The sequence below is a fragment of the Aeromonas sp. CD genome (assembly GCF_033349375.1).
In the GTDB taxonomy this organism is placed as follows: Bacteria; Pseudomonadota; Gammaproteobacteria; order Enterobacterales; family Aeromonadaceae; genus Aeromonas; species Aeromonas hydrophila.
Genome location: NZ_CP137631.1, coordinates 4,477,501 through 4,502,582, shown reverse-complemented (window position 1 = coordinate 4,502,582; position 25,082 = coordinate 4,477,501). Strand labels below are relative to the sequence as shown.

Below are 25,082 nucleotides of genomic sequence, written 5' to 3'. Positions count from 1 at the left end.
CTCGCTCATGCTTGTTCTCCTATGCTGAAGATGGCGATAATCGATGGCCGCACAGACGGCCAAACAGTGAGGTTGGTGCAGGGATGGCGGGCAATTCTGGTTTCCGGTGGCGAGTCTGGTGCGGGGTGTGGTTGTTGCTCTTGGCACAGGCGTGGCCCGTGTTGGCGAATACGTCCCCCAAGCCGCTCATCGTGACCAACTCCAAGGCCTGGCAGCCCTTCTCCTACCTCAATGAAGAGGGGGAGCCGGATGGCCTGCTGATCGATCTGTGGCGCGAATATGGCAGGGTCACCGGTCGCCCAATCCAGTTCAAGCTGGTGGACTGGCAGGCGTCGCTGGATCTGGTTCGCAACGGCCAGGCCGATGTCCATGGCGGCCTGCTCTGGTCGCCGGAGCGCAATCAGATCTACGACTATGGCCAGGCCCTCTCCCATCTCGATGCCCAGCTTTTTTTTGCCAACTCCCTGCGCGGCTCGGACGTGAACTACTACCTGCAGCGCGAGAGCGTGGGGGTGGTGGCGGGGGGCTACGAGGAGTACTACGCCCGCAAGCACTTCCCCACCACGCGCCTGCGCACCTTCGATGACAACGACGCCATGCTGCGCGCGGCCTTCAGCGGCGAGCTGGATGCCTTCATCGCCGATCTGCAGGTAGCCAACTTCTACATCTACACCTCGGCGGATCCCACCCGCTTCATCCCGGTGCGTCACCTCTACAGCGACGAGATCCGCTTCGCCGTCGCCAAGGGCAACCAGGCACTGCAGCAGGAGCTGGAGCAGGGCTTCACCCGCATCGGCGAGGCGGCTCGAGAGCGGATCGTCCGCAAGTGGATGCACATCGAGACCGTCTACCCTGTGTATCTCTGGCCCTGGCTGCTGGCCATCGGTGGCCTGGTGCTGCTGGCCTACATCATCCAGTTGCGGCGGGCGGTGGCGAGCCGTACCGCCGAGCTTATCCAGGCCAACGCCAGACTGGAGCGCCTTGCCGGCACCGACTCCATGACCGGCATCCTCAACCGGCGCGCCTTTTTGCCGCTGCTGGAGCAGCGGCTGGCCAGCGGTCAGGCCTCGGCCCTGCTGCTGTTCGATCTCGATCGCTTCAAGGGGATCAACGATCACTTTGGCCACGGGGTCGGGGACGAGGTGTTGTCGGCCATGGTGGCGCAGGTACAGCGGGTGCTGCCCGCCAGCGCCCTGTTTGCCCGCATCGGCGGGGAGGAGTTTTGCATCAGCCTGCCGGTAGCGGACATGGCGACGTTGCAGCAGTGGGCCGCCCGGATCGGGCGGGAGGTCAATAGCCACAAGTTGCCAACCAGCGCCGGGGCGCTAGGTATCTCCATCAGCACGGGGGCGGTGTGGGTGCCGGCAGGGGGCGGGGCGGAAGGTCGACGGGTGTTGTTGCAGGCGGATCAGCTGATGTATGGCGCCAAATCGCAGGGGCGCAACACCTGGCAGGCGGCCAGCTACGTGAAAGAGGCGGCTGGCGAGGCGGGGAAATAAAAAACCGCCGCCCAGAGCGGACGGCGGCGTGTCATCAGAAGTTGTAGGTCATGCCCAGGGTGTAGCGGCGACCATCCAGCACGGTGCCGAAGCTGGTGTAATCCACCGTCTTGTCGAACAGGTTGTAGACGCCGGCGGTGACATCCAGGTGTTCGTTGGCCTTGTAGACCAGACCTGTGTCGAAGAAGGTGTAGGAGGGGGTGCCCTCGGCCATCTTGACCCGGCTCAGGTAATCGGAGGTCTTGCTGCGGAAGTTGACCCGTGACCAGAGGCTGACGGTCTCGGTGGTCTGCCAGTCGACCGTGGTGTTGAACATGTGGCGCGGCATCTGGTTCAGCGGCTTGCCTTCCATCGCGCCACTCTTCTGTTCGGACTGGGTGAAGGTGTAGCTGGAGGCCAGCGACCAGGCGTCATTGATGGTCCAGTTGGCCGTGCCTTCCACCCCGCGCATGTTCGCCTTGTCGACGTTGATGCGGTCGCTGATGAAGTCATAGGTGTGACCGTTCAGGGTGCAGGAGGGGTTGCTCTTGCTTTCGCAGCGGCGGATCTCGGAGATCTTGTCCTCGAAGTCGGTATTGAACAGGGTCAGCCCTGTGTTCAAGCCTTGTTGACCACCCCACAGCAGGGCGATCTCCTGGCTCACGCTGGTTTCCGGTTTCAGCTCCGGGCTGCCGACCAGCATGCCGTCCTGGGTGCCACCGCCGGTGGCCTGGCCCCAGTTGGCGGCCGACATGCGCAGATCCGGTGAACGATAGCCGGTGGAAACGCCCCCTTTCAGCGTCCAGGAGTCGGCCAGGTGCCAAACCCCGTACAGACGCGGGCTCCAGTGGGTGCCGTAGTTCTGGTCCTGATCCATCCGCACGCCGCCAGTCAGGGCGAAGGTGTCGGTCAGCGACCACTCGTCTTCCACGAACATGGCCCAGCTCCAGCGGGTCAGCTGATTGGCGCGGTTGGCCACATTGAGCTGGTTGCCCTGATCCTGCAGATCCTCGTAGCGGTACTGGCCACCCACGCTCAGATAGTGAGCCCCCAGTTCAAACTGGGTGTGGGTATCGGCGATGGTGTTGATGAGCTTCATCTGACGGCCGGGATTGGTGTTCTCTTCCCGCTGCAGGTAGCTGGTGGAGGAGCCGAAGTCATAGCGGCCGTCGTGGGTGATGGCGAAGTTGGTGCGCTCGTAGGTGCTCAGGCTGGGTTTTGACTTGGCCGAGAGCGATTCACCCGGTGTGCGGTTGCGATCTTGCAGGCCGCGACTGGCCTCGAAATCGAAGCGGTTGTGCTCGTCCGGGGTCAGGCTGAAGACGGCCGTACCGCTGCGCATCTCCTGCTCGGCGAAACCGTTCTGGAACTGATCCTCGCCACGGTGGGAGAGCTGGCCGTTCACCCGCACCCCCAGCAGTCCATCCACCAGAGCACCGGCGGTATAGGCGTTGGTCTGGAAGATGTCGCCGGACTCCTTGTTCTCCTGGAAGGTCGAATCGGCATGCAGCGAGCCCTGCCAGGCCGTCATGCTGGCGGTCTTGCGGGTGATGACGTTGATGACGCCGCCCATGGCGTCAGAGCCGTAGCGGGAGGACATGGGGCCACGCACCACTTCGATCCGCTCGATCGCCTGCAGCGGTGGCAGCCAGCCCTGCTCGATGCCGGGGCCGTCGCTGTTGGGACGGGTGCCACGGCTGTCGACCCGCTTGCCGTCGACCAGCATCAGCGTGTACTTGGAGCCCATGCCACGAATGCTGATATCGCTGCTGCTGCCACCGCCGGTGATCACTACCCCGGGCACATCCTTGAGGGCGTCGGTCACGTCGCGATAGGCGCGTTTCTCCAATTGCTCGCGGGTCACCACCGAGATGGAGGCGGCGGTATCCTCGATCTTCTGCTGGAAGCCGGAGGCGGTCACGACCATGACCTCCTGCTCGGCGGCATAGGCGTGTGATGCGAGGGCGGCGAGAATGAGCGTGGTCAGCTTGTTGCGGTGCATTGTTATCATGTTGGCCTGAACTCTTTTAGTAAGAAGATGCATTCATCCTTTGGGTGAATCGATGGGGTGGTCTCATCGCATCCCGCGTGAAACCAGGACCAGAAAAGGTTCAATTGGATAATCACCAAGTCGGTCGGCAGGCATTGTAGTGATCGCTGGATGATGTGTAAATGATAATTAATCTCATTAATATTGTGCGGTTATCCTCTCACCAGCAGATACGGGATGAGGAGCATGTGTGGCGCGGTGACGGGAAGCGGGGCTGGGATAGTGAGAAGGTTGAGAGGGTCGGCAGAGGGGGAATGGCAAATGGCAGACAACAAAAAACCCGCCGAAGCGGGTTTTTTCAATTCTTGCAGCGGATCGTACCAGCCGGCATGAGCAGGCGGACCGGATCCCCGGCTTGAATTACAGAGCTACTACGTTAGCAGCAGCCGGGCCTTTCTGGCCTTGCTCGATGGTGAACTCAACGCGCTGACCTTCGTCCAGGGTCTTGAAGCCCGGGGTCTGGATGGCGGAGAAGTGAACGAACACGTCTTTGCTGCCGTCGGTCGGGGAGATGAAGCCAAAACCTTTCTCGGCGTTGAAGAACTTGACGGTACCAGTCATTTTGTTGGACATGATAATTTCCTTAAATAGTGTTTAAAGTGCCAAATGGCAATCTATGATTTTTCGTCAGCAATACGTATGGGGAGCACTAAAGAAGGAGAATTATTTGATAAGAAGAATCATGGATAATTCTTATACTAATCGCTGCTTTACTAAAATGACTGCCTAACATAACCAGGTCTGAACTACCGAACCATCGCAAAAGATTAAAACATGCCCATTTTCTTAAAGCAAATTTTATCTCGCTGCGAGTGGTCGGATATCGACGCAGCCACTCCCGGTGTGGGTGTCTGCAGCGCAGGATCCTGCGCCGTTGCAGGTCGCTGGACGCACCATGGCAGGAGCTGTTCTCCGCCATGGTGCGAGTTGGCTGGTTGAGGTAGGGGGCGCTTGGGCGAGAGGATTGGCCGTCAGCGTTTGCTGCGAAACTTGTTGCTGACGGAGTCCACCCAGCTGAATGTCTCTGGCAACACTTGCTTGCTGGCTCGCTCCTTGGCCTTTTCCCGTGCCAGTTTGGAGGCCACTTTGGCGGCGGCAGCACGGTCTGCGACTATCTTGAGTCTGCCTTCCTCGCGGATGCGGTTGCGCTCGGCATTGCTCAGTTGATGATCTGCATTGGCCTGTGCTTTTTGGAGCAGCAGGGTGATCTCGGCCTTTTCGGCGTCGGTGAGGTCCTTCATTTCCAACTTTTTCACGGCGTGCTCCTGATGGCGGGAATAGTCCACCCTACCACACCTGCCGGCCGTTTATTGCACAATCGACGCCGTTTTCGAATACCGCTCCACCGGATGGCCGTTGCCTGAGGGAATGGCCCGTCGCATTCCCCTCGCACGGCTCAGCGCCGTTAACCATGCCCGCTTGGTTCAACATGGATCAGCACGACGGCGTGGGGGAGGTGTCGCATGATGCCCTGCTCTATCCGATCGCAGATGGCGTGGGAGTGCTCGATGCTCATCTCTTTTGGCAAGGTCAGGTGGAAGTCGATGTGACGACGGCGCCCGGCCTGCCGGCTGCGCAGATCGTGGAAGCCGCCATGCTCCGGGCAGCACTCCTCGATCACCCTGGTGGTGATGGCCAGCTCTTCCTCGCTCATGCTGTGGTCCAGCAGGGGTTGGAACGCCTGCTTCAGCATGGCGATCGCCTCCTTGAGGATGAACAGGGCGACACAGATGGCAACGATGGGGTCAAGCAGATAGAGGTTGTAGCCCAGTCTGGCGGCGATCCAGATACCGAGCAGGCCGACGGCGACCCCGAGCGAGGTCAGTACGTCCGCCTTCAGGTGCAGTGCATCGGCGGCCAGGGCCACGGACTCTTCCTCCTTGGCCACCCGGTAGAGGTAGGCGGAGACGCCGCTGTTGACCAGCGCCGAAAACAGCATGACCAGCACACCGAGACCCACCCCCTCGATCGGGGTAGGTGTAATCAATTTGCCGACGGCCTCGAATATTATCCAGCCGGCTGCCAGCAGGATCAGCAGCGCTTCGATCACGCCGGAGACGTTTTCAATTTTGTCATGACCGTAGGGATGGCGTTGATCGGGGGGAATATCCGATTTGCGTACGGCCACCAGTGCGATCAATGCCGCCACCAGGTCCATGGCCGAGTGAATGGCCTCGGAAATAATACTGACGGATCCGCTCAGTATGCCGGCAAATATCTTCATGATAATCAAGGTGATATTGGAGCAAACTGAGACCAAGGCCGCTCTGGTTTTTCTGGTCATGGGACGTCCTTATTCTCGCTGGAATATTTTCACAAATAGGGCTGGATAATATCAACTTGTCTAGGGAGGCGCTGCTTTGGGTTGTAACTTTTTGTTTCTGGCGATAGTGAGAATGCTTATCTAAATTATCTCTCATTATTTAAAGAGAATTCATTTTGGCATTCAGTGGTTTATTTCAAACCACCATGAAATAAATCTGTTTGGCGTTATTTTATAAGGAATAAATCGCTTCTCCGGTCGTTCATTCCCCAGCCGGATCGGGTAAGCGGAAGCGGGTGAACATCTGCTGCCACTGGGTGATGGGATGAGGGTGGATTCTTGCGCAAGATTAGGGGTATGCTGGACTGAGTGCGATCGCAGGATCGTCACTGAAAGCGTACTGTAGTCTACGATTCGGATGGCATGCTGGAACCTGGGTTCCAACTGTCTGGGTAACATTTTTGGAGTTTGATGATGAGTAACAAAGAACATCACAACGGCAAAGATGCCAAGAAAAAACCGCAGATGTCACTGAAAGAGAAGCGCGAAGCCAAACGTCAGAAAGCAGATCTGAAAAATGGCGGCGCGATGAAGTAACGCTCCCCATGCTGTAGTTCCTTTGGAGCCAGTAACAAAAAGCCAGCCTTTTCGGGCTGGCTTTTATGTTTTCAGGAGGCTCAGGGCGTGGCCCCGTAGCGGGCAAATATTCGCTGATAACGGCCATCGGCCCGCATGGCATCGAGCCGGCGATCGAACCAGCGCTGCTGCGCCGCCTGGCGAAAGGCAAAATGGTAGTGAGTCGGCGCCAACAGATCGTATTGCCGGACCCGGCCGGGAGCATAGAGCTCGGCACCATATTTGCTGTTGGCCAGCTGTGCCAGATAGTAATAGAAAACCCGCTGCTCCAGGATCACCGCATCCACCCGTCCCAGCATCAACCTGTGCACCTGCCCCTGCTGTTTGGCGACCTCCTCGTAACGGGGATTCTGGTCAGCCATGCTGGCAAAGGCGCCTCCCAGCACCTGACGGGCCCGCTGGAAGGCGCTCACCCTCAGTGTCTTCATGTCGTCCAGAGTGCTGATGTGGGTTTTGTTGAGGGTGAACACCCGATTGTGGAAAGCGATCACCGGCTGCGACAGGAAGACGTCGTGCAACATGCCGGGTTTGACGTTGATGATGGCATCAAGCTTGCCGGACTCCAGCATGCGGAAGGTGCGCTCCAGCGGCAGATATTCGAATTGAGGCTCATAGCCGCTGTCCCGAAAGGCCTCTCTCATCAGGTCGAGCTCGATCCCGCGACCCTCTTCCTCGATCACATAGGGTGGGATGGCGAAGCTGACCCCCACTCGCAATGGCTCGCCGGCCAGCAGCAAGGATGGCAGCAACAGGGTGGCGCAAGCCGCCACGCACAACAAGATTCGATAGCAAGACCCCATGCGTTCTCTCTGGCAACTGGATTGCCCCGATCATAATCCCAAGGCGAATGATATGAGGAAGTATGGCTGGCAAGACCGGCCAGGAGGCTGGATTGCGCGCCACGTCTGCGTCAATAACAGGCAAAAAAAGGCCCTGCATGAACAGGGCCTCCGGGATCTGACGTTGCTTAGAACGGAATGTCGTCGTCGAAGTCCATCGGCGGCTCATTGTACACCGGCGGTGCAGACTGCGGCTGTTGGGCCGGACGAGCATAGCCGCCCTGTTGCTGCATGTTCTGCTGTGGAGCCTGGGCAGGACGCGCCTGGTTAATCGGCTGCTGGGACTGCATGCCCTGCTGCTGACCCCAGTTGCCCTGAGACTGGCCACCCATGCCCTGGCCGGCGCCGCCTTGCGGACGGCCGCCCAGCATCTGCATCACGCCGCTGAAGCCATCGACCAGCACTTCGGTGGTGTAACGCTCCTGGCCGCTTTGATCCTGCCACTTACGGGTCTGCAGCTTGCCTTCAACATAGACTTGGGAGCCTTTCTTCAGGTACTCGCCAGCCACTTCGGCCAGCTTGCCCATGAAGACGACGCGGTGCCACTCGGTACGCTCTTTCTGCTCACCGGTCTGCTTGTCGCGCCAGGTGTCGGAGGTGGCCAGGGTGATATTGGTCACGGCACCGCCGCTCGGCATGTAGCGCACTTCCGGGTCTTGCCCCAGGTTACCGATCAGAATGACTTTATTGATGCCTCGACTGGCCATAATCTCTCTTCCACCCTTTATATACCGGCCGGGCCATATGCCCGGGCCAATTCAACATATCGTTTGTTTTCTGTGAGATAGGCGACGCTGCAAGGCGGCCCCGCCACTCATGTGATGACTGTGTCCGGTTCAGCGCGCCAGCTGGCCGCCTCCCCGTTTTCAGATTTTGCCCGCAATAGTAACAGTTGGGGAGAAAGAGCGCACATCTTCCTGACGCTCCATCCCGTGTCCGCCGAACGAAGGATTAACTTACACGAGGCCGACCTTGGCCAGCAAGTGAACAGCAACGGGGAGTCATATCATCGAACGGTCGAGGCAAGAAGGGAGGCCAAAGACCGGTGTGACAGCCCCTGTCCGGCCAGGTGCCAGTATTTCACCCAAATGGGGGGGCTCGGCTAGTTATTTGTATTGCTTGGAAAATTGGTGAGTTTCAAAGGAGGCGCATCGACGTCTAATACTTTTTTAATGCTGCAGCCTGCGGGGGGCTTGGTACTCTCTGCTGCCGAAAAACACCATGGCCGGAATGTTCAAGGACCAGCGCTTCATGATCACCCCATATCCCATCGTATTGGTAACCGAAGACAATGCGCAGGCGACCAGCTTTCAGAGCTACCTGGCCGAACAGCTGGCTCTGCCAATCCTGCTGGTGAGTGCACTGGAAGCCCTGCCTCAAGCGGATGCACTCGAGCCGCATCCGTTGTTTCTGGTGGATCTGGATTACCTCAAGTCGAGCCAGCAAACGGGGTGGCCACGGGAGATCTCCAGCCGCTTCGGGGAAGCCAATACCGTGCTGCTCAATGCCCCCACCAGTACGGATCGGGAGTTGCTGCTGATGTGGCCCCATACCAGCGGGCTCTTCTTCTGTCAGGATCCGCTGGATCGGCTGGTGCTCGGCATTCGCAAGGTGCTGGAGGGGGAGTACTGGATCCCGCGCCATCTGCTGTGCGATCTGGTCAACTACTACCGCAAGGGCGGGGAACACCACCTGCGCAATCAGACGCTGCTGACCGTGCGCGAGCAGGAGATCATTCGCTACCTGATGACGGGGGCCTCCAATACCGAGATTGCCGACAGCCTGTTTGTGAGCGAGCACACCATCAAGTCTCACCTCTACAATGTCTTCAAGAAATTGAACGTGAAGAACCGTCTGCAGGCGGTGAGCTGGGCCAAGGAGTATCTCTGAAATCGATGGGGATGATGGATAAAACCTGTCTATTCATCCAGTAGTCTCTATGCCATACTGACTCGCTCAGGTTTCCGTATCGAGCGTGCAACAAGATGGAAAAGATCGTGGTCCGGGGTGCTCGCACCCACAACCTCAAGAACATCAATCTGACCCTGCCCCGCGACAAGCTGATCGTGGTCACCGGCCTCTCCGGCTCGGGCAAATCCTCTCTGGCGTTCGATACCCTCTATGCCGAGGGGCAGCGCCGCTATGTGGAGTCCCTCTCCGCCTATGCCCGCCAGTTCCTCTCCCTGATGGAGAAGCCGGACGTCGACCATATCGAGGGGCTCTCGCCCGCTATTTCCATCGAGCAGAAGTCCACTTCCCACAACCCGCGCTCGACCGTCGGCACCATCACCGAGATCTACGACTACCTGCGTCTGTTGTTCGCCCGGGTCGGTGAGCCGCGCTGCCCGACCCACGCCATTCCGCTCGCCGCCCAGACCATCAGCCAGATGGTGGATCAGGTGCTGGCCCAGCCGGAGGGGAGCAAGCTGATGCTGCTGGCCCCGGTGGTGCGCGATCGCAAGGGGGAACACACCAAGCTGCTGGAGAATCTGGCGGCTCAGGGCTACATCCGTGCCCGTATCGACGGCGAGGTGTGCGATCTCTCCGACCCGCCCGCGCTGGAGTTGCACAAGAAGCACACCATCGAGGTGGTGGTGGATCGCTTCAAGGTGCGTGATGACCTGGCGCTGCGTCTGGCCGAGTCGTTCGAAACGGCGCTGACCCTCTCCGGCGGCATCGTACTGGTGGCACCGATGGACGGCGAGGAGGGGGTTGCCCCCATGACCTTCTCCGCCAACTTCGCCTGCCCGGAGTGCGGCTACTCCATGTCGGAGCTGGAGCCGCGCATCTTCTCCTTCAACAATCCGGCCGGTGCCTGTCCTACCTGTGATGGTTTGGGCGTGCAGCAATATTTCGATCCGGCCAAGGTGATCGGCGATCCGGCCATCAGTCTGGCCAATGGCGCCATCCGCGGCTGGGACAAGCGCAGCTTCTACTACTTCCAGATGCTCAAATCCCTCTCCGAGCACTACAAGTTCGATCTGGAGACGCCGTGGGAGGATCTGCCACTCAAGACCCAGGAGGTGATCCTGCGCGGCTCCGGTCGCACCGAGATCGAGTTCCGTTACATGAACGATCGCGGCGACGTGGTGGTGCGCAAGCACCCGTTCGAGGGGATCCTGCACAATATGGAGCGGCGCTACCGGGAAACCGAATCCAACTCGGTGCGCGAAGAGCTCTCCAAATACATCGCCAACAAATCCTGTACCAGCTGCGGTGGCAGCCGACTGCGGGAGGAGGCGCGCCACGTCTTCGTCGACAACCGCAACCTGCCGGCCATCGCCGAGCAGTCTATCGGCGATGCGCTGGCTTTCTTCGAAGGGTTGAACCTCACCGGCCAGCGCGCCCAGATCGCCGAGAAGATCTTGAAAGAGATCGTCGAGCGACTCGGCTTCCTGGTGAACGTCGGTCTCAACTACCTGAGCCTGTCGCGCAGCGCCGAGACCCTTTCCGGTGGCGAGGCCCAGCGGATCCGGCTGGCGAGCCAGATCGGTGCCGGTCTGGTGGGGGTCATGTACGTGCTGGACGAGCCCAGCATAGGCCTGCACCAGCGCGACAACGAGCGGTTGCTCAAGACCCTCACCCATCTGCGCGATCTCGGTAACACGGTGATCGTGGTGGAGCACGACGAGGACGCCATCCGCCTCGCCGACCATGTGCTCGACATCGGCCCGGGGGCCGGGGTACATGGCGGCGCCATCGTCGCCCAGGGCACGCCGGAGGAGATCATTGCCAATCCCGAGTCGCTGACCGGTGACTACCTCTCCGGCCGCAAGCAGATCGCCATTCCCGCCGAGCGCACGCCGCTCACCGGCAAGTGGCTGAAACTCAAGGGGGCGAGCGGCAACAACCTGCACAACGTAAACCTGGATCTGCCGATCGGCGTGATGACCTGCGTTACCGGCGTCTCCGGCTCCGGCAAGTCGACCCTGATCAATGACACCCTGTTCCGCATCGCTCACCGCGAGCTCAACAAGGCCACCGAATCCACCCCGGCGCCCTATCGCAGCGTGGAAGGACTGGAGCATCTGGACAAGGTGGTGGATATCGACCAGAGCCCCATCGGCCGCACTCCGCGCTCCAACCCGGCCACCTACACCGGCCTGTTCACCCCGATCCGCGAGCTGCTCTCCGGCACTCAGGAGGCGCGCTCGCGCGGCTACCAGCCGGGCCGCTTCTCCTTCAACGTGAAGGGAGGGCGCTGCGAGGCGTGCCAAGGGGATGGGGTCATCAAGGTGGAGATGCACTTCCTGCCGGATGTCTACGTGCCGTGCGACGTCTGCAAGGGCAAGCGCTACAACCGCGAGACCCTGGAGGTGAAATACAAGGGCAAGAACATCCACGAAATCCTCGAGATGACGGTGGAAGATGCCCGCGAGTTCTTCGATCCGGTGCCGGCGGTGGCGCGCAAACTGCAGACCCTGATGGACGTGGGCCTCTCCTATATCCGCCTCGGCCAGTCGGCCACCACACTCTCTGGCGGTGAGGCACAGCGGGTCAAGCTGGCGCGGGAGCTCTCCAAGCGGGATACCGGTCAGACCCTCTATATTCTGGACGAGCCCACCACCGGGCTGCACTTCCACGACATCCAGCAGCTGCTCAAGGTGCTGCACCAGTTGCGGGATCGTGGCAACACCATCGTCATCATCGAGCACAACCTGGACGTCATCAAAACCGCTGACTGGATCGTCGATCTGGGTCCGGAGGGAGGCGCCGGCGGCGGTCGCATCCTGGTGACGGGGACGCCGGAGCAGATGAGCCGTTGCGAGGATTCCCATACGGCCCGCTTCCTGGCGCCGCTGCTGGCACGATAATCCGTTCAATAATGTGACAAGGGGCCCTGGGCCCCTTGTTTTTATTGTGGTAATTCAGTGACCTCCAGACGGGCCGATACTCCATACTTGGGGCAAGGCCCTTCCCGTTTCGCATTGCCATTCAAAGGATATTGGCGCCCATGGCTCAACCGTCCCGTTCCATCGATCATTTGCTGGCCTACTCCATGTTCCCCGTCTGGGCCGGCGCCATCCTGATGCTGCTCATCGTGATCGCACTGGCCCAGGTGCCGGCGGCGCAGCGGGTCGAGGAGCGGCGGATGCAGGATCATCTGCAGCGGGTGGTCAGGGCCGTGCAGGGCGATATCAATGCCATCAATGCCTTCACCCGGGATTGGGGGATCTGGGATGAAAGCTACCACTTCCTGGCCAGGCCCAATCAGGGCTATATCCACTCCAATCTGCTGGTCGACACCCCGATGCGGGACTTTGAGCTCAACGTGCTGAGCTATATGGATTTGCAGGGTTCTGAAATCTGGACTCGCACCCTGCTGCCGGAGGCACCTGATACGGACACCACCCTGCTTCCCTTCTTTCTGGATGACCTCAAGCTGCAACTGCTGCGTGAATCGCGGCAGGGGGGGATCCACAGTCTGAGCGGAGTGAGAGGCTCGTTATGGGGGCCGCTCATCTTCTCGCTGCAGCCGGTGACCAATACCCTCGGAGATGCCAAACCCAATGGCTATCTGCTGGCGACCCGTTGGCTGGATGAACGCTATCTGGACGATCTGGCGGCGCGGACCGCGCTCGCCTTGACCATTACCCAGCCCAGATCTGGTGAGCATCTGGCCTCTTTCAAGCCGCTCAAGCCATACATGAGCTACCGGCTGGTGGATCTGGGGTTGCAGCGTGTCAGGGGGGAGGGGCAGCTGCTGGACAACGATGGCGCCCCCGTCTTGACCCTGATTGTGGAAGAGGAGCGTGACGTGCTGCGGGGGGCGATGGAGGGGGCGATCTGGACCTTCATTGGCATGCTGCTGATAAGCTTCGCCTGCATTCTGATGGCGCTGGCCCGCTTGCGCGCCATTGTGCTCGGGCCGATTGGCGAGCTGGTGGGGGCGCTGCACAAGTTTGCCGAAAAGCAGGATGTGAGCGTGTTGCCGATCATCGACAGCAGTCAGGAGATGGCGCTGCTCAGTCGCAAGTTCCGGGAGATGGCGGCCAGGATCAGTTTGCACCACAGTGCCTTGCAGGCTTATTCATCCCGGATGGAGACCGCCGCCTATACGGATCCGCTGACCCACGCCTTCAACCGGCGCTACCTCGATGAATGGTTGCTCAATCGCGATGCGCTGGCGGCAGGCAGGGTATTGCTGATCCTGGATCTGGATCACTTCAAACAGGTCAACGATCGCTTCGGCCACGACATCGGCGATCTGCTGTTATGCCAGCTGGCGGAGTTGCTGCGGGGGGCCCTCGCTGAGGAGGAGCCGCTGATCCGGCTGGGTGGCGAGGAGTTTTTGCTGCTGCTGACCGGTGATGAGCCGACACGGGTTGCCCAGCGGGTCGAGCGTCTGCGCCGCAAGATTGCCGACTGCCGCTTCGGGCGCGAAGAGTTGCCGCTCTGGATGACGGCTTCGCTGGGATTCTGCGATTACCCCCTGCATCGGGAGCTGGAGGATTCGTTCTGGAATCTGAGCTTCAAACTGGCGGACATGGCGCTGTACCGGGCCAAGCAGGAGGGCAGGAATCGCTGGCGCGGATATAGCGGGGAACTGGGGCCGGCGCAGTGGGATTTGAACCCGGAGCAGATTGTGGCGGGGGAGTGGCTGCGGTGTCAGGCGTCTCACTCCAGCCAGTCGGCCTAGTGGGTCAGAATTAATAGCGCCATGCCGAGAACGAATCCCAATAAAATAAACAGGAAGGAGCCAATACCCCAGATGGCCGCCAGTATGGCTACTATTTTGTCCCTTCTGGTTTGTGGTTTCATAAAGAATTTCTTACAGCCCGGCTACATGGCTCGCAAAAATACTCTGGTTGAGCGAGTGAAACAACCGTTTTTAGCCGTTTAAAGCCCCGATAAGATGCATTTAAATTATTATTTAATGTGACTAGTTTGGTTTTGAATTGATGTATCTATATGTTTTTATTGTTTATTCTTCCAATTACCAGCCATATCTCGGAAGTCTTAAGCTGCTGTACACATCTATCTATTTCTTGGTAACGTTTGAGCTAAATCAATAACTCTGCATTCACATCCCTTTATAGTTTTCAGGCTTGCAACATATAAAACGAAAACTAAAAGGAAAACGTGATGAAAAAGATCCTTCCTCTGATGATCGCGGCCGCGCTCGCTTCTCCCGTCGCCATGGCCCACCAGGCTGGTGATATTCTGGTGCGTGGCGGCCTGGCTTTTGTTTCTCCGCAAACGAGCAGTGACAACGTGCTAGGTACCGGCGAGCTGGAAATCGACAGCAATATGCAGCTGGGTCTGACGCTCTCTTATCTGATCACTGACAACTGGGGTGTCGAGCTGCTGGCAGCCACACCCTTCTCCCACTCGGTATCCACCGCCGGTCTGGGCGAAGTGGCCAAGGTCAAGCACCTGCCGCCGACCCTGATGGCGCAATACTACTTCGGTGATGCCAACAGCAAGGTACGCCCCTATATCGGTGCCGGTATCAACTACACCACCTTCTTCGATGAGCAGGGCCGCGGCGCGCTGGATGGCACCGACGTGAGCGTGGACTCCTCCTGGGGCATGGCCGGTCAGGTCGGCCTGGACATGGCGATCAATGATCGCTGGTTCGTCAACGCCTCCGCCTGGATCATGGATATCGATACCGACGTGCACACCGCCGTGGGTACCATCAACACCTCCATCGATCCCATGGCCTTCATGTTTGGTGTCGGCTATCGCTTCTGATAGGACACAGGGTTGGCCCCCCCTACGGGCCGTTACAGCTAGCATGTCTCTTTGGCCCGGCACAGTCCGGGCCCTTTTACGCGCAAAGCGCCCCCCGTCAACTGTGATCCAACCCCATATAGATCAATAAAATACCCTCGGTCTCCCCTCTATAATTCGCCCCTTGTGCCGATAGTGTCTATGTTCACGTTACCTTTCCCCCACGAGTGAGGATGTCTCCATGGGTTTATCTATTGTGCAGCGGATCATCGCCGGATTTGTGTTGATGCTGCTGCTGTTGATCCTGCTGGGTGTGATCAGCACCCTGAAGATCAGGGGCATCAACGACGGCTTGTCACAGGTCTCCGACCGGGCAACCCCGTTGGTGATTGCGGTGGCCGGCCTGAAAGGCGCCCTGCAGGACAGCAACCGCTGGGTGCTGGTCTACCGGACCAACGAGGATGCAAGCCAGCTGCCGCAGCTGGCCAGCCAGTTCAAGGAGCAGCAGGCGCGTTTCAGTCAGCTGAGCCAGGAGATGGACAAGTTTGGCGGGGTGGCCGAGGCCGGCTCTCGTTTTCAGCAGGTCGATACCGCCACCAAGCAGTTCTACGGCCTGGCTGAACAGGTGCTCTCCCAGCACAGCCAGTGGGTCAATGCCCAGGATCAGCGCCACAAGCTGGAGATTGCCTTCATCCGGCTGGAAGACACCTATCAGTGGGCTGCCGATCTGCTGTTGCAGCAGACCGCCAGCAAACGCTCCATGCGCAACAAGGCTGAACTCATCACCTCGGGCATTGCGCGCGATCTGAAGAACATTCGCCGGGCCGATGCCAAGACCGATCTCAACGAGCTGGAGAAGGTGCTGAGCAAGGACATCGAGATGGCCCGCAAGCGGCTCGATCGGGTGCTGGTGCCGGATGACGTGAAGCAGCGCTTCGTCTCCAACCTCGATCGGATGCAGGAGCTAGCACTCGGCCAGCAGGGGCTGCTGGCGACCATGCGCAATGCCCAGCAGCTGGCTGCCTCGCTGCAGACCCTCAATCAGCAACTCGATGCCAGTCTGATCAACAGCCTGGGTCTGCTCGACGAGATGGGGCAGTCGGCCGGCTCGATTGCCAGCCAGAGCCGCACCACGGCGGATGATGCGGTCAGCAGCGCCAGCTTCTGGATCCTGGTGGTGGCCGCCATCTCGGCCGCCGCCGCCCTCATCATCGGCTATACCACGGCGCGCAGCATTCAGCGTCCGCTGCAGATGATTAACAAGGAGCTGGACTACATGGCGGCCGGGGACATGACCCGCCGCATCAATTATCGCAGTAGCTGCGAGTTCGGCGCACTCTCCCGCTCCATCGATACTCTGGCCGGCAAAACCGGCGAGCTGCTCTCCCAGATCAATGCCGGCTCCCGCCATCTGGTGGAGGAGGCGAGCCGCGCCGCCGAGATAAGCGAAAGGGCCGTGTCCCGGGTACAGGATCAGAAGAGTCAGACCGATCAGGTGGCTGCCGCCATCACCGAGCTGGAGGTGAGTGCCACCGAGGTGGCCCGTTCCACCGATGGCACTAAACGGGAAGTGGATCTGGCCGATGATGAAGCCCGCAGCGGTCGCCAGAAGGTGGCGACCACCCGTCGTATCACGGAACAACTGGCAGGTGCCATGGAAGAGGCCGTTGGCATCACCTACAAGCTGGGTGAGTTCAGCAACAACATCGGCAGCATCCTCGATGTGATCCGCAGCATCGCCGAGCAGACCAACCTGCTGGCGCTGAACGCCGCCATCGAGGCGGCGCGGGCAGGCGATGCCGGCCGTGGCTTCGCCGTGGTGGCTGACGAGGTGCGGGCTCTGGCCAACCGGACCCAGACCTCGACCGAAGAGATCCAGGCGATGATCGAGAATCTGCAGAGCTCGAGCAAGCTGGTGGTGGAGGTGATGGGGCGCAGTCAGGAGCAGACCCACAACTGTGTCGAGCAGACCCGGGAGATGGATGCGGCCCTGCAATCCATTGCCGACCGGATGAGCGCCATCAAGGCGATGGCGGATCAGGTGGCGCATGCCGCCCAGGAGCAGATCTCGGTCAGCCAGGGGGTGGCCCGCCATATCTCCGGCATCGCCGAGGTGGCCTACGAGACCGAACGGGAAGCGCGGGAGTCTGCCGGCAGCAGTGAAGTGCTGGCGGAGCTGGTCGCCAAGCAGCAGCAATTGATCGCACATTTCAAGGTTTAGGAGGGCTTATGTCTAACAAGTGGATCGGGGCCCTGAGTCTCCTGTTGTGTGGTCAGCTGATGGCCAGCGAGCTGGTGATCGAGAGCTGGCGGATTGATGACAAGGCCTTGTGGGAGCAGAAGATCATTCCTGCCTTCGAGGCCTCCCACCCGGGCATCCAGGTGAAGTTCAACGGGGTGCAGAACGTCGACTACATGCCGACCCTGTGGGCCAGTCTGAAAGAGGGCAAGGCGGGGGATCTCATCACCTGCCGGCCGTTCGACGACTCTCTGGCCCTGTTCAAGGCGGGCCATTTGACAGAGCTGACCGAGATGTCGGGGATGGAGAACTTCCCAAGTTTTGCCCAGTCACCCTGGCAGACCGACTCCGGCGCCCAGACCTTCTGCGTGCCGATGGCTTCGGTGATTCACGGCTTCTTCTACAACAAGAAGATTTTCAGTGAGCTGGGGCTGAGCGTGCCGCAAACCCGGAATGCCTTCTTCGCGGCGCTCGACAAGGTGAAAGCCGATGGTCGCTATGTGCCGCTCGCTATGAGCGGCTCGGAAAGCTGGGTATCCTCCGAGCTCGGCTTCCAGAATATAGGCCCCAACTACTGGAAGGGGGAGGATGGTCGGCTGGCGTTGATCGGGGGGCAGGAGCGCTTTGACAACCCGCCCTACGTCAAGGTGTTCGAGGAGCTGGCGCGCTGGCGTCCCTACCTCGGCGAAGGCGGCGAGAGTCGCGACTATGCTGCGACCAACGAGCTGTTTACCTCGGGCAAGGCCGCCTTCTACGTGGCGGGTTCCTGGGAGATCGCTCCCTTCACCGGCAAGGTGGACTTTGGCGTGATGCGCCCGCCCGTGGCGAAGCAGGGAGATGGCTGCTTCTTTACCGATCACACCGACATCGGGATGGGCATGAACCCGGCCAGCAAGAACAAGGAGGCGGCCATGGCCTTCCTGCAGTGGCTGACCACGCCGCAGTTCGCCGAGCTCTATACCAACTCGTTGCCCGGCTTCTTCTCCCTCTCCAACCACTTCTTCGAGGTCACCAACCCGGCGGCGAAGGAGATGATGGAGTGGCGGGATCAGTGCGACTCCACCATCCGGGTGGCCACCCAGATCCTCTCCCGTGGTACGCCCAAGCTGGGTGACGAGCTGGCCGAAGTGAGTCAGGCTGTGCTGCTCGGCAAGATGGAGCCCAAGGCGGCAGCCGATCGGCTGGAGCAGGGCCTGAAGGGCTGGTATCCGCCTCATCAGGGCAACAAGGTGAAAGGGGCCGATTGCCAGTGTGACGCCTCTGCCGCCGCGCCCACAGTATCGGCCGCCGCTGCGACCACCGAGCCTCCTGCCGCTGCATCCGCCGCGACGCCGGCGGTGACAGAGACACCTGCCACCCCGGCGCCGTCAGCAACGCCTGCCGCAGCGGCATCTGCGGCGGCCGCGCCATTGCCGGCTCCGTCGGCCGAGGTGGAGCAGGCGCTCTCCAACGAGCTGGAAACACCGCAGCAATAGCTGCCGGCAGATAAACAACGGGAGGCATCAGCCTCCCGTTTTCTTTGCTGTCAGTCTATGAAGTCACTGCACCGAGTGGGGCCAGCGGCAGAGGCTACCGATGCGGGCCACCGGAGCGAACCCGAGCGAGCGATAGACGCGCTGGGCGTGATAGTGCTCGTCGGCCACTATGATGAGCCGGTCGACCCGCGTCAGCCCGTGTCTGGCAACCTGGCTCAGCAGCTGACGGCACAACCCCTGATTGCGCCATGCCTGCCTTGTGCGCACCAGCTGGAAGCGGCCCAGAGTATCGGTGAAAAAGAGGCCGCAACTGGCGACCAGCTGCTCCTGCTGCCAGATCCCCCACCACTGACCCAACCCGTCCCCGATCATCGCCTCGTACAACTGGCGGCGTGACTGCAGATAGGGCAGGTAGCTCTGCTCCGAGTGACCGGGATCCCGCTCTTCCAGTTCAAAGGCCAGCCACTCGTCCCAGTCGGCCGGGGTAAAGGGGCGCGCAGCCACCGTCGCGGCTGGCGGTTGCCAGTCGGTGGCCTCCAGTGCCAGCACCACGCACTCCATGTACTGGTATCCCGCCGCCACGAAGCCGGCGACCCGGCTGTTCTGGCCGGCCGCGAGAGGCCACTGGAAGGTGCGGTGTCTGACCCGGGGATCCTGCCCGATCAGCTTGTCGAAACTGGCCTCGAGCCAGCCCTTGTCGTGATCGCTGGGGGGAAAGGGGAGCAGCAGATAGTTGCCGAAGTAGTAATCGGGAGCATCGGGAGTGCGCACGGCCCAGAACTGCTCATGGTCGACCACGTTGCCTTGATAGCGATCGAATAGCAAGTCGGTGGCAAAGCCGGGGTGGGTGTCCATGATGATGCTCCTGCGAATGGTTCAATTGGTTATCGGCAGGAAGGGGAAGAGGTTGAAAAGGGGCCGGAGAAACCTCCGGCCAAACAATCACACGCAGATTCAGAACGTCCAGGACGATCTGCGTTCATCATAACGCGACTCGCCGGATTTTGGGATGGGGTGCCAATCGTTACTTTGGCTTTATTGCCAAATAAAAATCGGCGGCCTTCCTCTCGCTGTAAAACAGTGTTGACTTTGTGCCATTTTCTCATAAAGATAGAAAGACGTTTAGACGTCCAAACATCCGTTTTGACGTAGAGAAATGGATTGCAGGGCAGGGAGAGAGCAGATGGGATTTCACAGCGCACGTCAGGTTGAGGCACTCAACCAGAGTCTGGCAGATTTGAGTGGCGACATATCGGTCAGTTTCGAGTTTTTTCCGCCCAACAGCGAAGGGATGGAAAATACCCTGTGGCAATCCATCGAGCGCCTGAAAGTACTGGAGCCGAAGTTTGTGTCGGTGACCTATGGCGCCAACTCGGGCACCCGGGATCGCACGCACAAGGTGATCAAGGACATCAAGGAGCGGACCGGTCTGATCGCCGCCCCGCACCTGACCTGTATCGACGCCAGCCGCGACGAGCTGCGCACCATTGCTCGCGATTACTGGAACAGCGGTATCCGCCATATCGTGGCGCTGCGCGGTGACCTGCCCCAGGGGTTGGAGAAGCCGGAGATGTATGCCACCGATCTGGTGGCCCTGCTCAAGGCCGAAGCGGACTTCGATATTTCGGTGGCCGCCTACCCGGAAGGGCACCCGGAAGCGCGCAGCGCGCAGTCGGATCTGCTCAACCTCAAACGCAAGATTGATGCCGGTGCCAACCGCGCCATTACCCAGTTCTTCTTTGACGTCGAGACCTACCTGCGCTTTCGGGATCGCTGCGCCGCCATCGGCATCGATGCCGAAATCGTGCCGGGGATCCTGCCGGTCTCCAACTACCAGACCCTGGCGAAGTTTGCCGGTTTCACCAACGTGAAGATCCCGCGCTGGATGCATCAGCGTTTCGAGGGGCTGGATGACGATCAGATGACCCGCAACATGGTGGGGGCCAGCATCGCCATCGATCAGGTCCGGGTGCTGAGTCAGGAAGGGGTGAAGGATTTCCACTTCTATACCCTGAACCGCTCCGAGCTGACCTACGCCATCTGCCACACCCTGGGGGTGAGGCCGAAAGGCCAGCCGTAACAGATCGCGGTGTCTAGTCCTGAAATAGGTTTACACATTTTCAGTTAACTTCTGACACTCAGAACCCCCGATGTACTACATCGGGGGTTCTGTATTTCAAGGCCTGGTGTGGCCGCTCCAGGTTGTAGATATCCACCGCTTCACGCACCATCTCCCGTGCTTGCGCCAGGTTCTGCGGGCTTTGCAACAGCAGTTCTCCTTTCAAAATCCCGTTCACCCGCTCTGCCAGCGCATTCTGGTAACAGTCATAACCATCTGTCATCGAGCACCGTACTCCGTGCCGTTCATGCAGCGCTTGATACAACCCCGAACAATACTGCACGCCGCGGTCCGAGTGATGCACAAGTTCCCCGTCACCACGCCGTTGCTTCAGTGCGTTCTTGAACGCCATCGCCACCGACTCGGCATGCATTCCTTCGTGTACATGATGGCCCACTATCTTGCGTGAGTAGACATCCGTCACCACACTCAGGTAGAGCGGCCCGCTCTTGGTTGGCAGGTAGGTGATATCGGCGACCCAAACCTGCTCTGGCGCCACCGCAGTGATTTGCACCGGGCTGGGTTTGAGCAAGTTGGGATGGCGATAGAAGCGGTGAAAACTGTGGGTGGTCTTGTGATATGCCCGCCTGGGCTGTACCAGCAGGCGGTGCTCGACCAATATCCGAAACAGCCTGTCCCGCCCGACCTTCAGCCCGGCATCGTCCTGACCTTGCAGCAGATAATGTAGCTTGCGGGTACCCACCCGTGGTTGTCGCAGCCGAACTTTGCGTACGAAACGCACCACCTGCAACCCCTGCGCATGGCGCTGGTCGGCGACCCGATTGCGCTTGTAGTAAGCCTGACGGCTGATCCCCAGAAACAGGCAAGCCCTGACGATGGTCAGCCTTTCGACCTGCCGCTGCGAGAGGACTTGCCGGGTCGCTTTTTTACGATGGAGACGCCGTAGTCGTTCTTCAGCACCTCGACCACGGCCTCGAAGAACTGGGCCTTCTGACTCATGAGCTGCAACTGCTGCTCAAGCGCTTTGATGCGCTGTTCTGGGGTCTGGGTGTTGGGGTCCATCACGGTGGTACTCCTGCCGGCTCGAATCGAGGCCCCTTGGCTCCAATCCTGTCGGCCGTGTTTACGCAACCATACCAGAACGGTGGAGCGGCCCTGAATGCCATAACGCGCCTGGGCCTGTTTGTAGGTGAGCTCGCCTTTTTCGATCTGCTCGACCAGGGCCAATTTAAAAGTCAGCGAGTAATCGCGTTGTGTCCGTTTCACGCCTTGTCCCATTGGGAGCTCCATCTATTCGGGGGAAGAAGGTGTAAACCATATTCAGGACGGGACACGGGCACAAAAAAAGCCAATGAGTCGCTCATTGGCTTTTTTGTCATGGCGACCAATCAGGGTCTAGTAGGGGCGATCTCTTTGGGTTCGAGATCGATCACCGCATTGCCGGCGGCGCCTGGATACTGGTGATAGCTCTGGTCCTGCTCCAGGGTGTAGAAGGTATCCAGATAGTCATCGTTGTTGGTCATCCAGGAGTCGGGCAACGCCTTGACGATCCGACCGCCGAGATCGAGGAAGGGCAGAGCCTCGGGCACACCGCCAGCGGTGAAGGCCAGCTTGAGGGCATCGATGAACAGGCCGCTCAACTCCTTGTAGTTGACGTTGTCGTCCTGCTCCATCATGACGATGTCGACGGCACCCCAGCGATAGCGATCCCAGTAGACCAGGATCTGGTTGGGGGTGTAGTCGGTGTTGTCATAGTCGAGATAGGGCATGTCGACGATATCGACCACGGGCTCATCCCGGCTGGGATTGACCCCTGCGACGACCGCATACACCTCGGCCGCACCCAGCAGCCAGGGCTCCTGATCATCCTTCAACCGAATTTTCTTCAGGATGCTGGTTTTGAGCGGTGCCGTGCTGGCAGCCGTACGGGGAGCCACCTGCATGTCGGCGGCAGCCAGCGCCTTGCGGATCACCTTGAGGCCGGCGTTCTTGGCCTTGACGGGATCAGCCTCCACGACCAGGACCGGACGGGCCGGTGCCTTGTCCACATCCAGATAGACTGGGTTGCCGGCGCTGTCGAAGGCTTCGATGGCGCTCCAGCTCTTCTCATCTCCGCTCGGCACATAGGCGACCAGCGGCTCGACACCCTGCTGCAGCGCGGCGGCCTGTTCCGGGTTGGCCAGTCGCAGCTGCATCAGCTCCTTGACCTCGCCATCCAGCCCTTGCCGGCTGATGGCTGCCTGGTTGGCATCCCGGGCCTGGCGTTTCAGGCGCGGGCTGGCCTTTTGCAACAGGTTGGGCAGCGGGCTCTGGTACTCCTGATTGCTCAGCAGCGGCAGCAGGTTCTTCTGCTGCAGCGCGAGCTGGCGGGCCAGCTCCCGATCGGTGTCGGCAGCGTGGGCGGTGGTGGCGCCCAGCAGTGCCAGTAACAAAATGACAGCCTGATTCCTCATTATTATTCTCCAGTTTATGAGTCTGACATGAGGCACGCATCGGGGAAGAAGAAGTGCCTCGACACCACTTAATGGCAATTAGTTTCAGCTGTGAACCAATTTTTCTGAATTATGTGCGGTGTCTCACGGGGGGCTCCCCAGATGGTCAGGTCAGTTTCTCCGCTGGTTGACTTGATACAGGATGATGCCGACGAGCAGTCCCCAGCAGGCGGCGCCGATGCCGAGCAGGCTGATGCCGGAGGCGGTGATGATGAAGGTCAGCAGGGCGGCCTCACGGGCATCGTCGTGCTGCAATGCGGTGTGCAGGCTGCTGCCGATGGTGCCGAGCAGCGCCAGTCCGGCGACACAGGTCACCAGTGTCGCCGGGAAGGCCGTGAACAGCGCCGCCACCGTGGCACCGAAACAGCCGGTCAGCAGGTAGAAGCCGCCGGCCCACACCGCCGCGGGCCAGCGTCGGTTGGCGTCCGGATCCACCTCTTTCCCCATGCAGATGGCCGCAGTGATGGCCGCCAGGTTGAAGGCATAGCCGCCGAAGGGCGCGAGCAGCAGACCGGTGAGGCCGGTCCAGGTGATGAGGGATGAGGTGGCGGGCTGATAGCCGTGGGCCCGCAAAATGGTAATGCCCGGCATGTTCTGAGAGGTCATGGTGACGATGAACAGTGGCAAGGCAATGCCGAACAGGGCACCAAGGGAAAACTCTGGCCAGGTCATGACCGGGCCGGCCAGTTGCCAGTGAATGGTGTCAAGCTGCAGCTGGTCTCTCAGCAGGCAGATGAGAATGCCGGTCGCCAGTACCAGCACCATGGTATAGCGTGGCCAGAGATGGCGGCCGAGCAGGAACGCCAGCAGCAGGCTGCCGAGCAGCAAGGGATCTGCCGGGGCGACCTTGAACAGATCCAGCCCGAACTTGAGCAATACCCCGGCCAGCATGGCCGCCGCCAGTTGGGCCGGGATATGGCGCATCAGCCGATCGAACCAGCCGCTGATACCGCACAGGGTGATCAGCAGAGAAGAGATAACGAAGGCGCCGATGGCCTCGGCCAGGGTGAAGTTACCCAGGCTGGTGATGAGCAGGGCGGCACCCGGGGTCGACCAGGCGGTCAAGACGGGGATGCGATAATAGAGGGAGAGGCCGATGCAACTGATACCCATGCCAATGCCCAGCGTCCATAGCCAGGACGCGAGCTGGGCAGCATCGGCCCCCGCTGCCGTGGCTGCCTGAATGATCAGGATGACCGAGCTGGTATAGCCGACCATCACGGCGATGAAGCCGGCGACCAGATGAGGGAGGGCAAAGGGCATGGTGACGTCCTTGTGGGGTTGTGACGGTTTGTGCGTTATTGCGTACAATATTGCTTCAGACTATATCGCTGTGCGCTATAACGCACAAGGCGATTCAAGCACGTACAACAAAGAGGCAGTCATGCAAGAGATGAATCAGCATCTGGCCCAACGTCTGAAGGGCTTGCGCAGCGAACTGGGCTGGAGCCTGGACGTAGCGGCGCGGGAGACGGGAGTGAGCAAGGCCATGCTGGGCCAGATTGAGCGAGGGGAGTCGAGCCCGACGGTGGCCACCCTGTGGAAGATTGCCACCGGCTTTCGGGTCTCTTTCTCCAGCTTCATCGAGCCGACCCCGGCAGAGCAGGGGGAGGTGCTCTATCGCACCGCAGATGCGATTCGCCAGCAGCCGGCGGGAGAGGGCATGCAGGTCGCCCCTCTCTTCCCTTATGAGGGGCGCTTTGGATTCGAACTGTTTGAGCTGACTCTGTTGCCCGGTTATCAGCGAGAATCAGAACCCCATGAACCCGGGGTGACCGAACATGTCATCGTCATCAGTGGCCAGATGGAAGTGCTGGTTGAGGGGGAGTGGCGCTCCTTGACGCAGGGGGAGG

At 60.1% G+C, this 25,082-nt stretch carries 20 protein-coding genes (1 of these 20 running past the window's edge); 10 read left to right on the top strand and 10 right to left on the bottom strand.

Translation table 11 applies throughout. From position 1 onward, the window contains the following. The first annotated feature begins 11 nt into the window (after positions 1-11). A complete protein-coding gene (locus R2E40_RS21035) occupies positions 12-1,499 on the top strand; it encodes a sensor domain-containing diguanylate cyclase (protein ID WP_318164312.1) in 1,488 nt (495 codons plus the stop codon). A gap of 34 nt (positions 1,500-1,533) precedes the next feature. On the opposite strand, the gene R2E40_RS21030 is transcribed toward R2E40_RS21035, so the two are convergent. The 4 genes from R2E40_RS21030 to R2E40_RS21015 all read right to left on the bottom strand — a co-directional run bounded on the left by R2E40_RS21030 (position 1,534) and on the right by R2E40_RS21015 (position 5,812). Continuing rightward, positions 1,534-3,480, bottom strand: a complete 1,947-nt coding sequence (locus R2E40_RS21030) for a ligand-gated channel protein (protein ID WP_318165580.1) — start codon at positions 3,478-3,480, stop codon at positions 1,534-1,536. Positions 3,481-3,888: 408 nt separating this feature from the next. Next, positions 3,889-4,101 (bottom strand): RNA chaperone/antiterminator CspA, encoded by a 213-nt coding sequence (gene cspA, locus R2E40_RS21025; RefSeq protein ID WP_011707644.1) that lies wholly within the window; start codon positions 4,099-4,101, stop codon positions 3,889-3,891. Between the two features lie 398 nt (positions 4,102-4,499). Then, complete coding sequence (locus R2E40_RS21020) at positions 4,500-4,784, bottom strand: DUF3811 domain-containing protein (protein ID WP_318165579.1); 285 nt, start codon at positions 4,782-4,784, stop codon at positions 4,500-4,502. A 149-nt stretch (positions 4,785-4,933) separates the two neighbouring features. Continuing rightward, entirely contained in the window at positions 4,934-5,812 is an 879-nt protein-coding gene (locus R2E40_RS21015) for a cation diffusion facilitator family transporter (RefSeq protein WP_318164311.1), read from the bottom strand. 453 nt (positions 5,813-6,265) lie between these two features. On the opposite strand from R2E40_RS21015, the gene R2E40_RS21010 reads away from it, so the two are divergent. Then, entirely contained in the window at positions 6,266-6,388 is a 123-nt protein-coding gene (locus R2E40_RS21010; protein ID WP_011707641.1) for a hypothetical protein, read from the top strand. Between the two features lie 80 nt (positions 6,389-6,468). Here the strand turns inward: R2E40_RS21010 and R2E40_RS21005 are convergent, their stop codons facing one another. Then, the gene (locus R2E40_RS21005; protein WP_318164310.1) at positions 6,469-7,227 is read right to left on the bottom strand and encodes a substrate-binding periplasmic protein; all 759 of its coding nucleotides are present in this window, start codon (positions 7,225-7,227) and stop codon (positions 6,469-6,471) included. Positions 7,228-7,394: 167 nt separating this feature from the next. Further along, positions 7,395-7,973 carry a single-stranded DNA-binding protein gene (locus R2E40_RS21000; protein ID WP_318164309.1) on the bottom strand — a complete coding sequence of 193 codons (579 nt, stop codon included), beginning with the start codon at positions 7,971-7,973 and terminating at the stop codon, positions 7,395-7,397. Positions 7,974-8,496: 523 nt separating this feature from the next. Here R2E40_RS21000 and R2E40_RS20995 point away from each other — a divergent pair. The 6 genes from R2E40_RS20995 (at position 8,497) to R2E40_RS20970 (ending at position 18,657) form a co-directional block, all read left to right on the top strand. Continuing rightward, positions 8,497-9,156 (top strand): LuxR C-terminal-related transcriptional regulator, encoded by a 660-nt coding sequence (locus R2E40_RS20995; RefSeq protein WP_318165578.1) that lies wholly within the window; start codon positions 8,497-8,499, stop codon positions 9,154-9,156. Between the two features lie 95 nt (positions 9,157-9,251). After that, complete coding sequence (gene uvrA, locus R2E40_RS20990; protein WP_318164308.1) at positions 9,252-12,080, top strand: excinuclease ABC subunit UvrA; 2,829 nt, start codon at positions 9,252-9,254, stop codon at positions 12,078-12,080. Positions 12,081-12,220: 140 nt separating this feature from the next. Beyond that, complete coding sequence (locus R2E40_RS20985) at positions 12,221-13,906, top strand: diguanylate cyclase (protein ID WP_318164307.1); 1,686 nt, start codon at positions 12,221-12,223, stop codon at positions 13,904-13,906. A gap of 446 nt (positions 13,907-14,352) precedes the next feature. Further along, positions 14,353-14,964, top strand: coding sequence for an OmpW family outer membrane protein (locus R2E40_RS20980; protein WP_011707635.1), 612 nt, complete (start codon positions 14,353-14,355; stop codon positions 14,962-14,964). Positions 14,965-15,184: 220 nt separating this feature from the next. Then, positions 15,185-17,164, top strand: a complete 1,980-nt coding sequence (locus tag R2E40_RS20975) for a methyl-accepting chemotaxis protein (RefSeq protein WP_016352214.1) — start codon at positions 15,185-15,187, stop codon at positions 17,162-17,164. Positions 17,165-17,172: 8 nt separating this feature from the next. Then, complete coding sequence (locus R2E40_RS20970) at positions 17,173-18,657, top strand: ABC transporter substrate-binding protein (RefSeq protein WP_318164306.1); 1,485 nt, start codon at positions 17,173-17,175, stop codon at positions 18,655-18,657. Positions 18,658-18,720: 63 nt separating this feature from the next. Here R2E40_RS20970 and R2E40_RS20965 read toward each other — a convergent pair whose 3' ends face one another. Continuing rightward, a complete protein-coding gene (locus tag R2E40_RS20965; protein WP_101150763.1) occupies positions 18,721-19,512 on the bottom strand; it encodes a GNAT family N-acetyltransferase in 792 nt (263 codons plus the stop codon). A 328-nt stretch (positions 19,513-19,840) separates the two neighbouring features. Here R2E40_RS20965 and metF point away from each other — a divergent pair, with 328 nt between their 5' ends. Continuing rightward, complete coding sequence (metF, locus tag R2E40_RS20960) at positions 19,841-20,737, top strand: methylenetetrahydrofolate reductase (RefSeq protein WP_005306036.1); 897 nt, start codon at positions 19,841-19,843, stop codon at positions 20,735-20,737. A 58-nt stretch (positions 20,738-20,795) separates the two neighbouring features. Here metF and R2E40_RS20955 read toward each other — a convergent pair. The 3 genes from R2E40_RS20955 to R2E40_RS20945 all read right to left on the bottom strand — a co-directional run bounded on the left by R2E40_RS20955 (position 20,796) and on the right by R2E40_RS20945 (position 24,492). Next, positions 20,796-22,015, bottom strand: a protein-coding gene (locus tag R2E40_RS20955; RefSeq protein ID WP_318164305.1) for an IS3 family transposase whose coding sequence is annotated in 2 segments (ribosomal slippage) — positions 20,796-21,667 and positions 21,667-22,015 — 1,221 coding nt in all. Because the reading frame shifts where the segments join, the coding sequence is not laid out codon by codon here. A gap of 110 nt (positions 22,016-22,125) precedes the next feature. Further along, a complete protein-coding gene (locus R2E40_RS20950) occupies positions 22,126-23,190 on the bottom strand; it encodes a DUF3103 family protein (RefSeq protein WP_049048091.1) in 1,065 nt (354 codons plus the stop codon). A 150-nt stretch (positions 23,191-23,340) separates the two neighbouring features. Next, complete coding sequence (locus tag R2E40_RS20945) at positions 23,341-24,492, bottom strand: benzoate/H(+) symporter BenE family transporter (RefSeq protein ID WP_318164304.1); 1,152 nt, start codon at positions 24,490-24,492, stop codon at positions 23,341-23,343. A gap of 121 nt (positions 24,493-24,613) precedes the next feature. On the opposite strand from R2E40_RS20945, the gene R2E40_RS20940 reads away from it, so the two are divergent. Continuing rightward, positions 24,614-25,082 carry the 5' portion of a helix-turn-helix domain-containing protein gene (locus R2E40_RS20940; RefSeq protein WP_043160264.1) on the top strand. Its footprint extends 101 nt past the window's final position, so only the first 469 of its 570 coding nucleotides appear in the window; the start codon lies at positions 24,614-24,616; its stop codon lies off the right edge, out of view.

Excerpts from the sequence above, each read along its gene's own strand:
- R2E40_RS21030 (WP_318165580.1), bottom strand. The coding sequence starts at position 3,480 with ATGCACCGCAACAAGCTGACCACGCTCATTCTCGCCGCCCTCGCATCA.
- cspA (WP_011707644.1), bottom strand. The coding sequence starts at position 4,101 with ATGTCCAACAAAATGACTGGTACCGTCAAGTTCTTCAACGCCGAGAAA.
- R2E40_RS21015 (WP_318164311.1), bottom strand. The coding sequence starts at position 5,812 with ATGACCAGAAAAACCAGAGCGGCCTTGGTCTCAGTTTGCTCCAATATC.
- R2E40_RS21010 (WP_011707641.1), top strand. The coding sequence starts at position 6,266 with ATGAGTAACAAAGAACATCACAACGGCAAAGATGCCAAGAAAAAACCG.
- R2E40_RS21005 (WP_318164310.1), bottom strand. The coding sequence starts at position 7,227 with ATGGGGTCTTGCTATCGAATCTTGTTGTGCGTGGCGGCTTGCGCCACC.
- R2E40_RS21000 (WP_318164309.1), bottom strand. The coding sequence starts at position 7,973 with ATGGCCAGTCGAGGCATCAATAAAGTCATTCTGATCGGTAACCTGGGG.
- R2E40_RS20995 (WP_318165578.1), top strand. The coding sequence starts at position 8,497 with ATGTTCAAGGACCAGCGCTTCATGATCACCCCATATCCCATCGTATTG.
- uvrA (WP_318164308.1), top strand. The coding sequence starts at position 9,252 with ATGGAAAAGATCGTGGTCCGGGGTGCTCGCACCCACAACCTCAAGAAC.
- R2E40_RS20985 (WP_318164307.1), top strand. The coding sequence starts at position 12,221 with ATGGCTCAACCGTCCCGTTCCATCGATCATTTGCTGGCCTACTCCATG.
- R2E40_RS20980 (WP_011707635.1), top strand. The coding sequence starts at position 14,353 with ATGAAAAAGATCCTTCCTCTGATGATCGCGGCCGCGCTCGCTTCTCCC.
- R2E40_RS20975 (WP_016352214.1), top strand. The coding sequence starts at position 15,185 with ATGGGTTTATCTATTGTGCAGCGGATCATCGCCGGATTTGTGTTGATG.
- R2E40_RS20970 (WP_318164306.1), top strand. The coding sequence starts at position 17,173 with ATGTCTAACAAGTGGATCGGGGCCCTGAGTCTCCTGTTGTGTGGTCAG.
- R2E40_RS20965 (WP_101150763.1), bottom strand. The coding sequence starts at position 19,512 with ATGGACACCCACCCCGGCTTTGCCACCGACTTGCTATTCGATCGCTAT.
- metF (WP_005306036.1), top strand. The coding sequence starts at position 19,841 with ATGGGATTTCACAGCGCACGTCAGGTTGAGGCACTCAACCAGAGTCTG.
- R2E40_RS20950 (WP_049048091.1), bottom strand. The coding sequence starts at position 23,190 with ATGAGGAATCAGGCTGTCATTTTGTTACTGGCACTGCTGGGCGCCACC.
- R2E40_RS20945 (WP_318164304.1), bottom strand. The coding sequence starts at position 24,492 with ATGCCCTTTGCCCTCCCTCATCTGGTCGCCGGCTTCATCGCCGTGATG.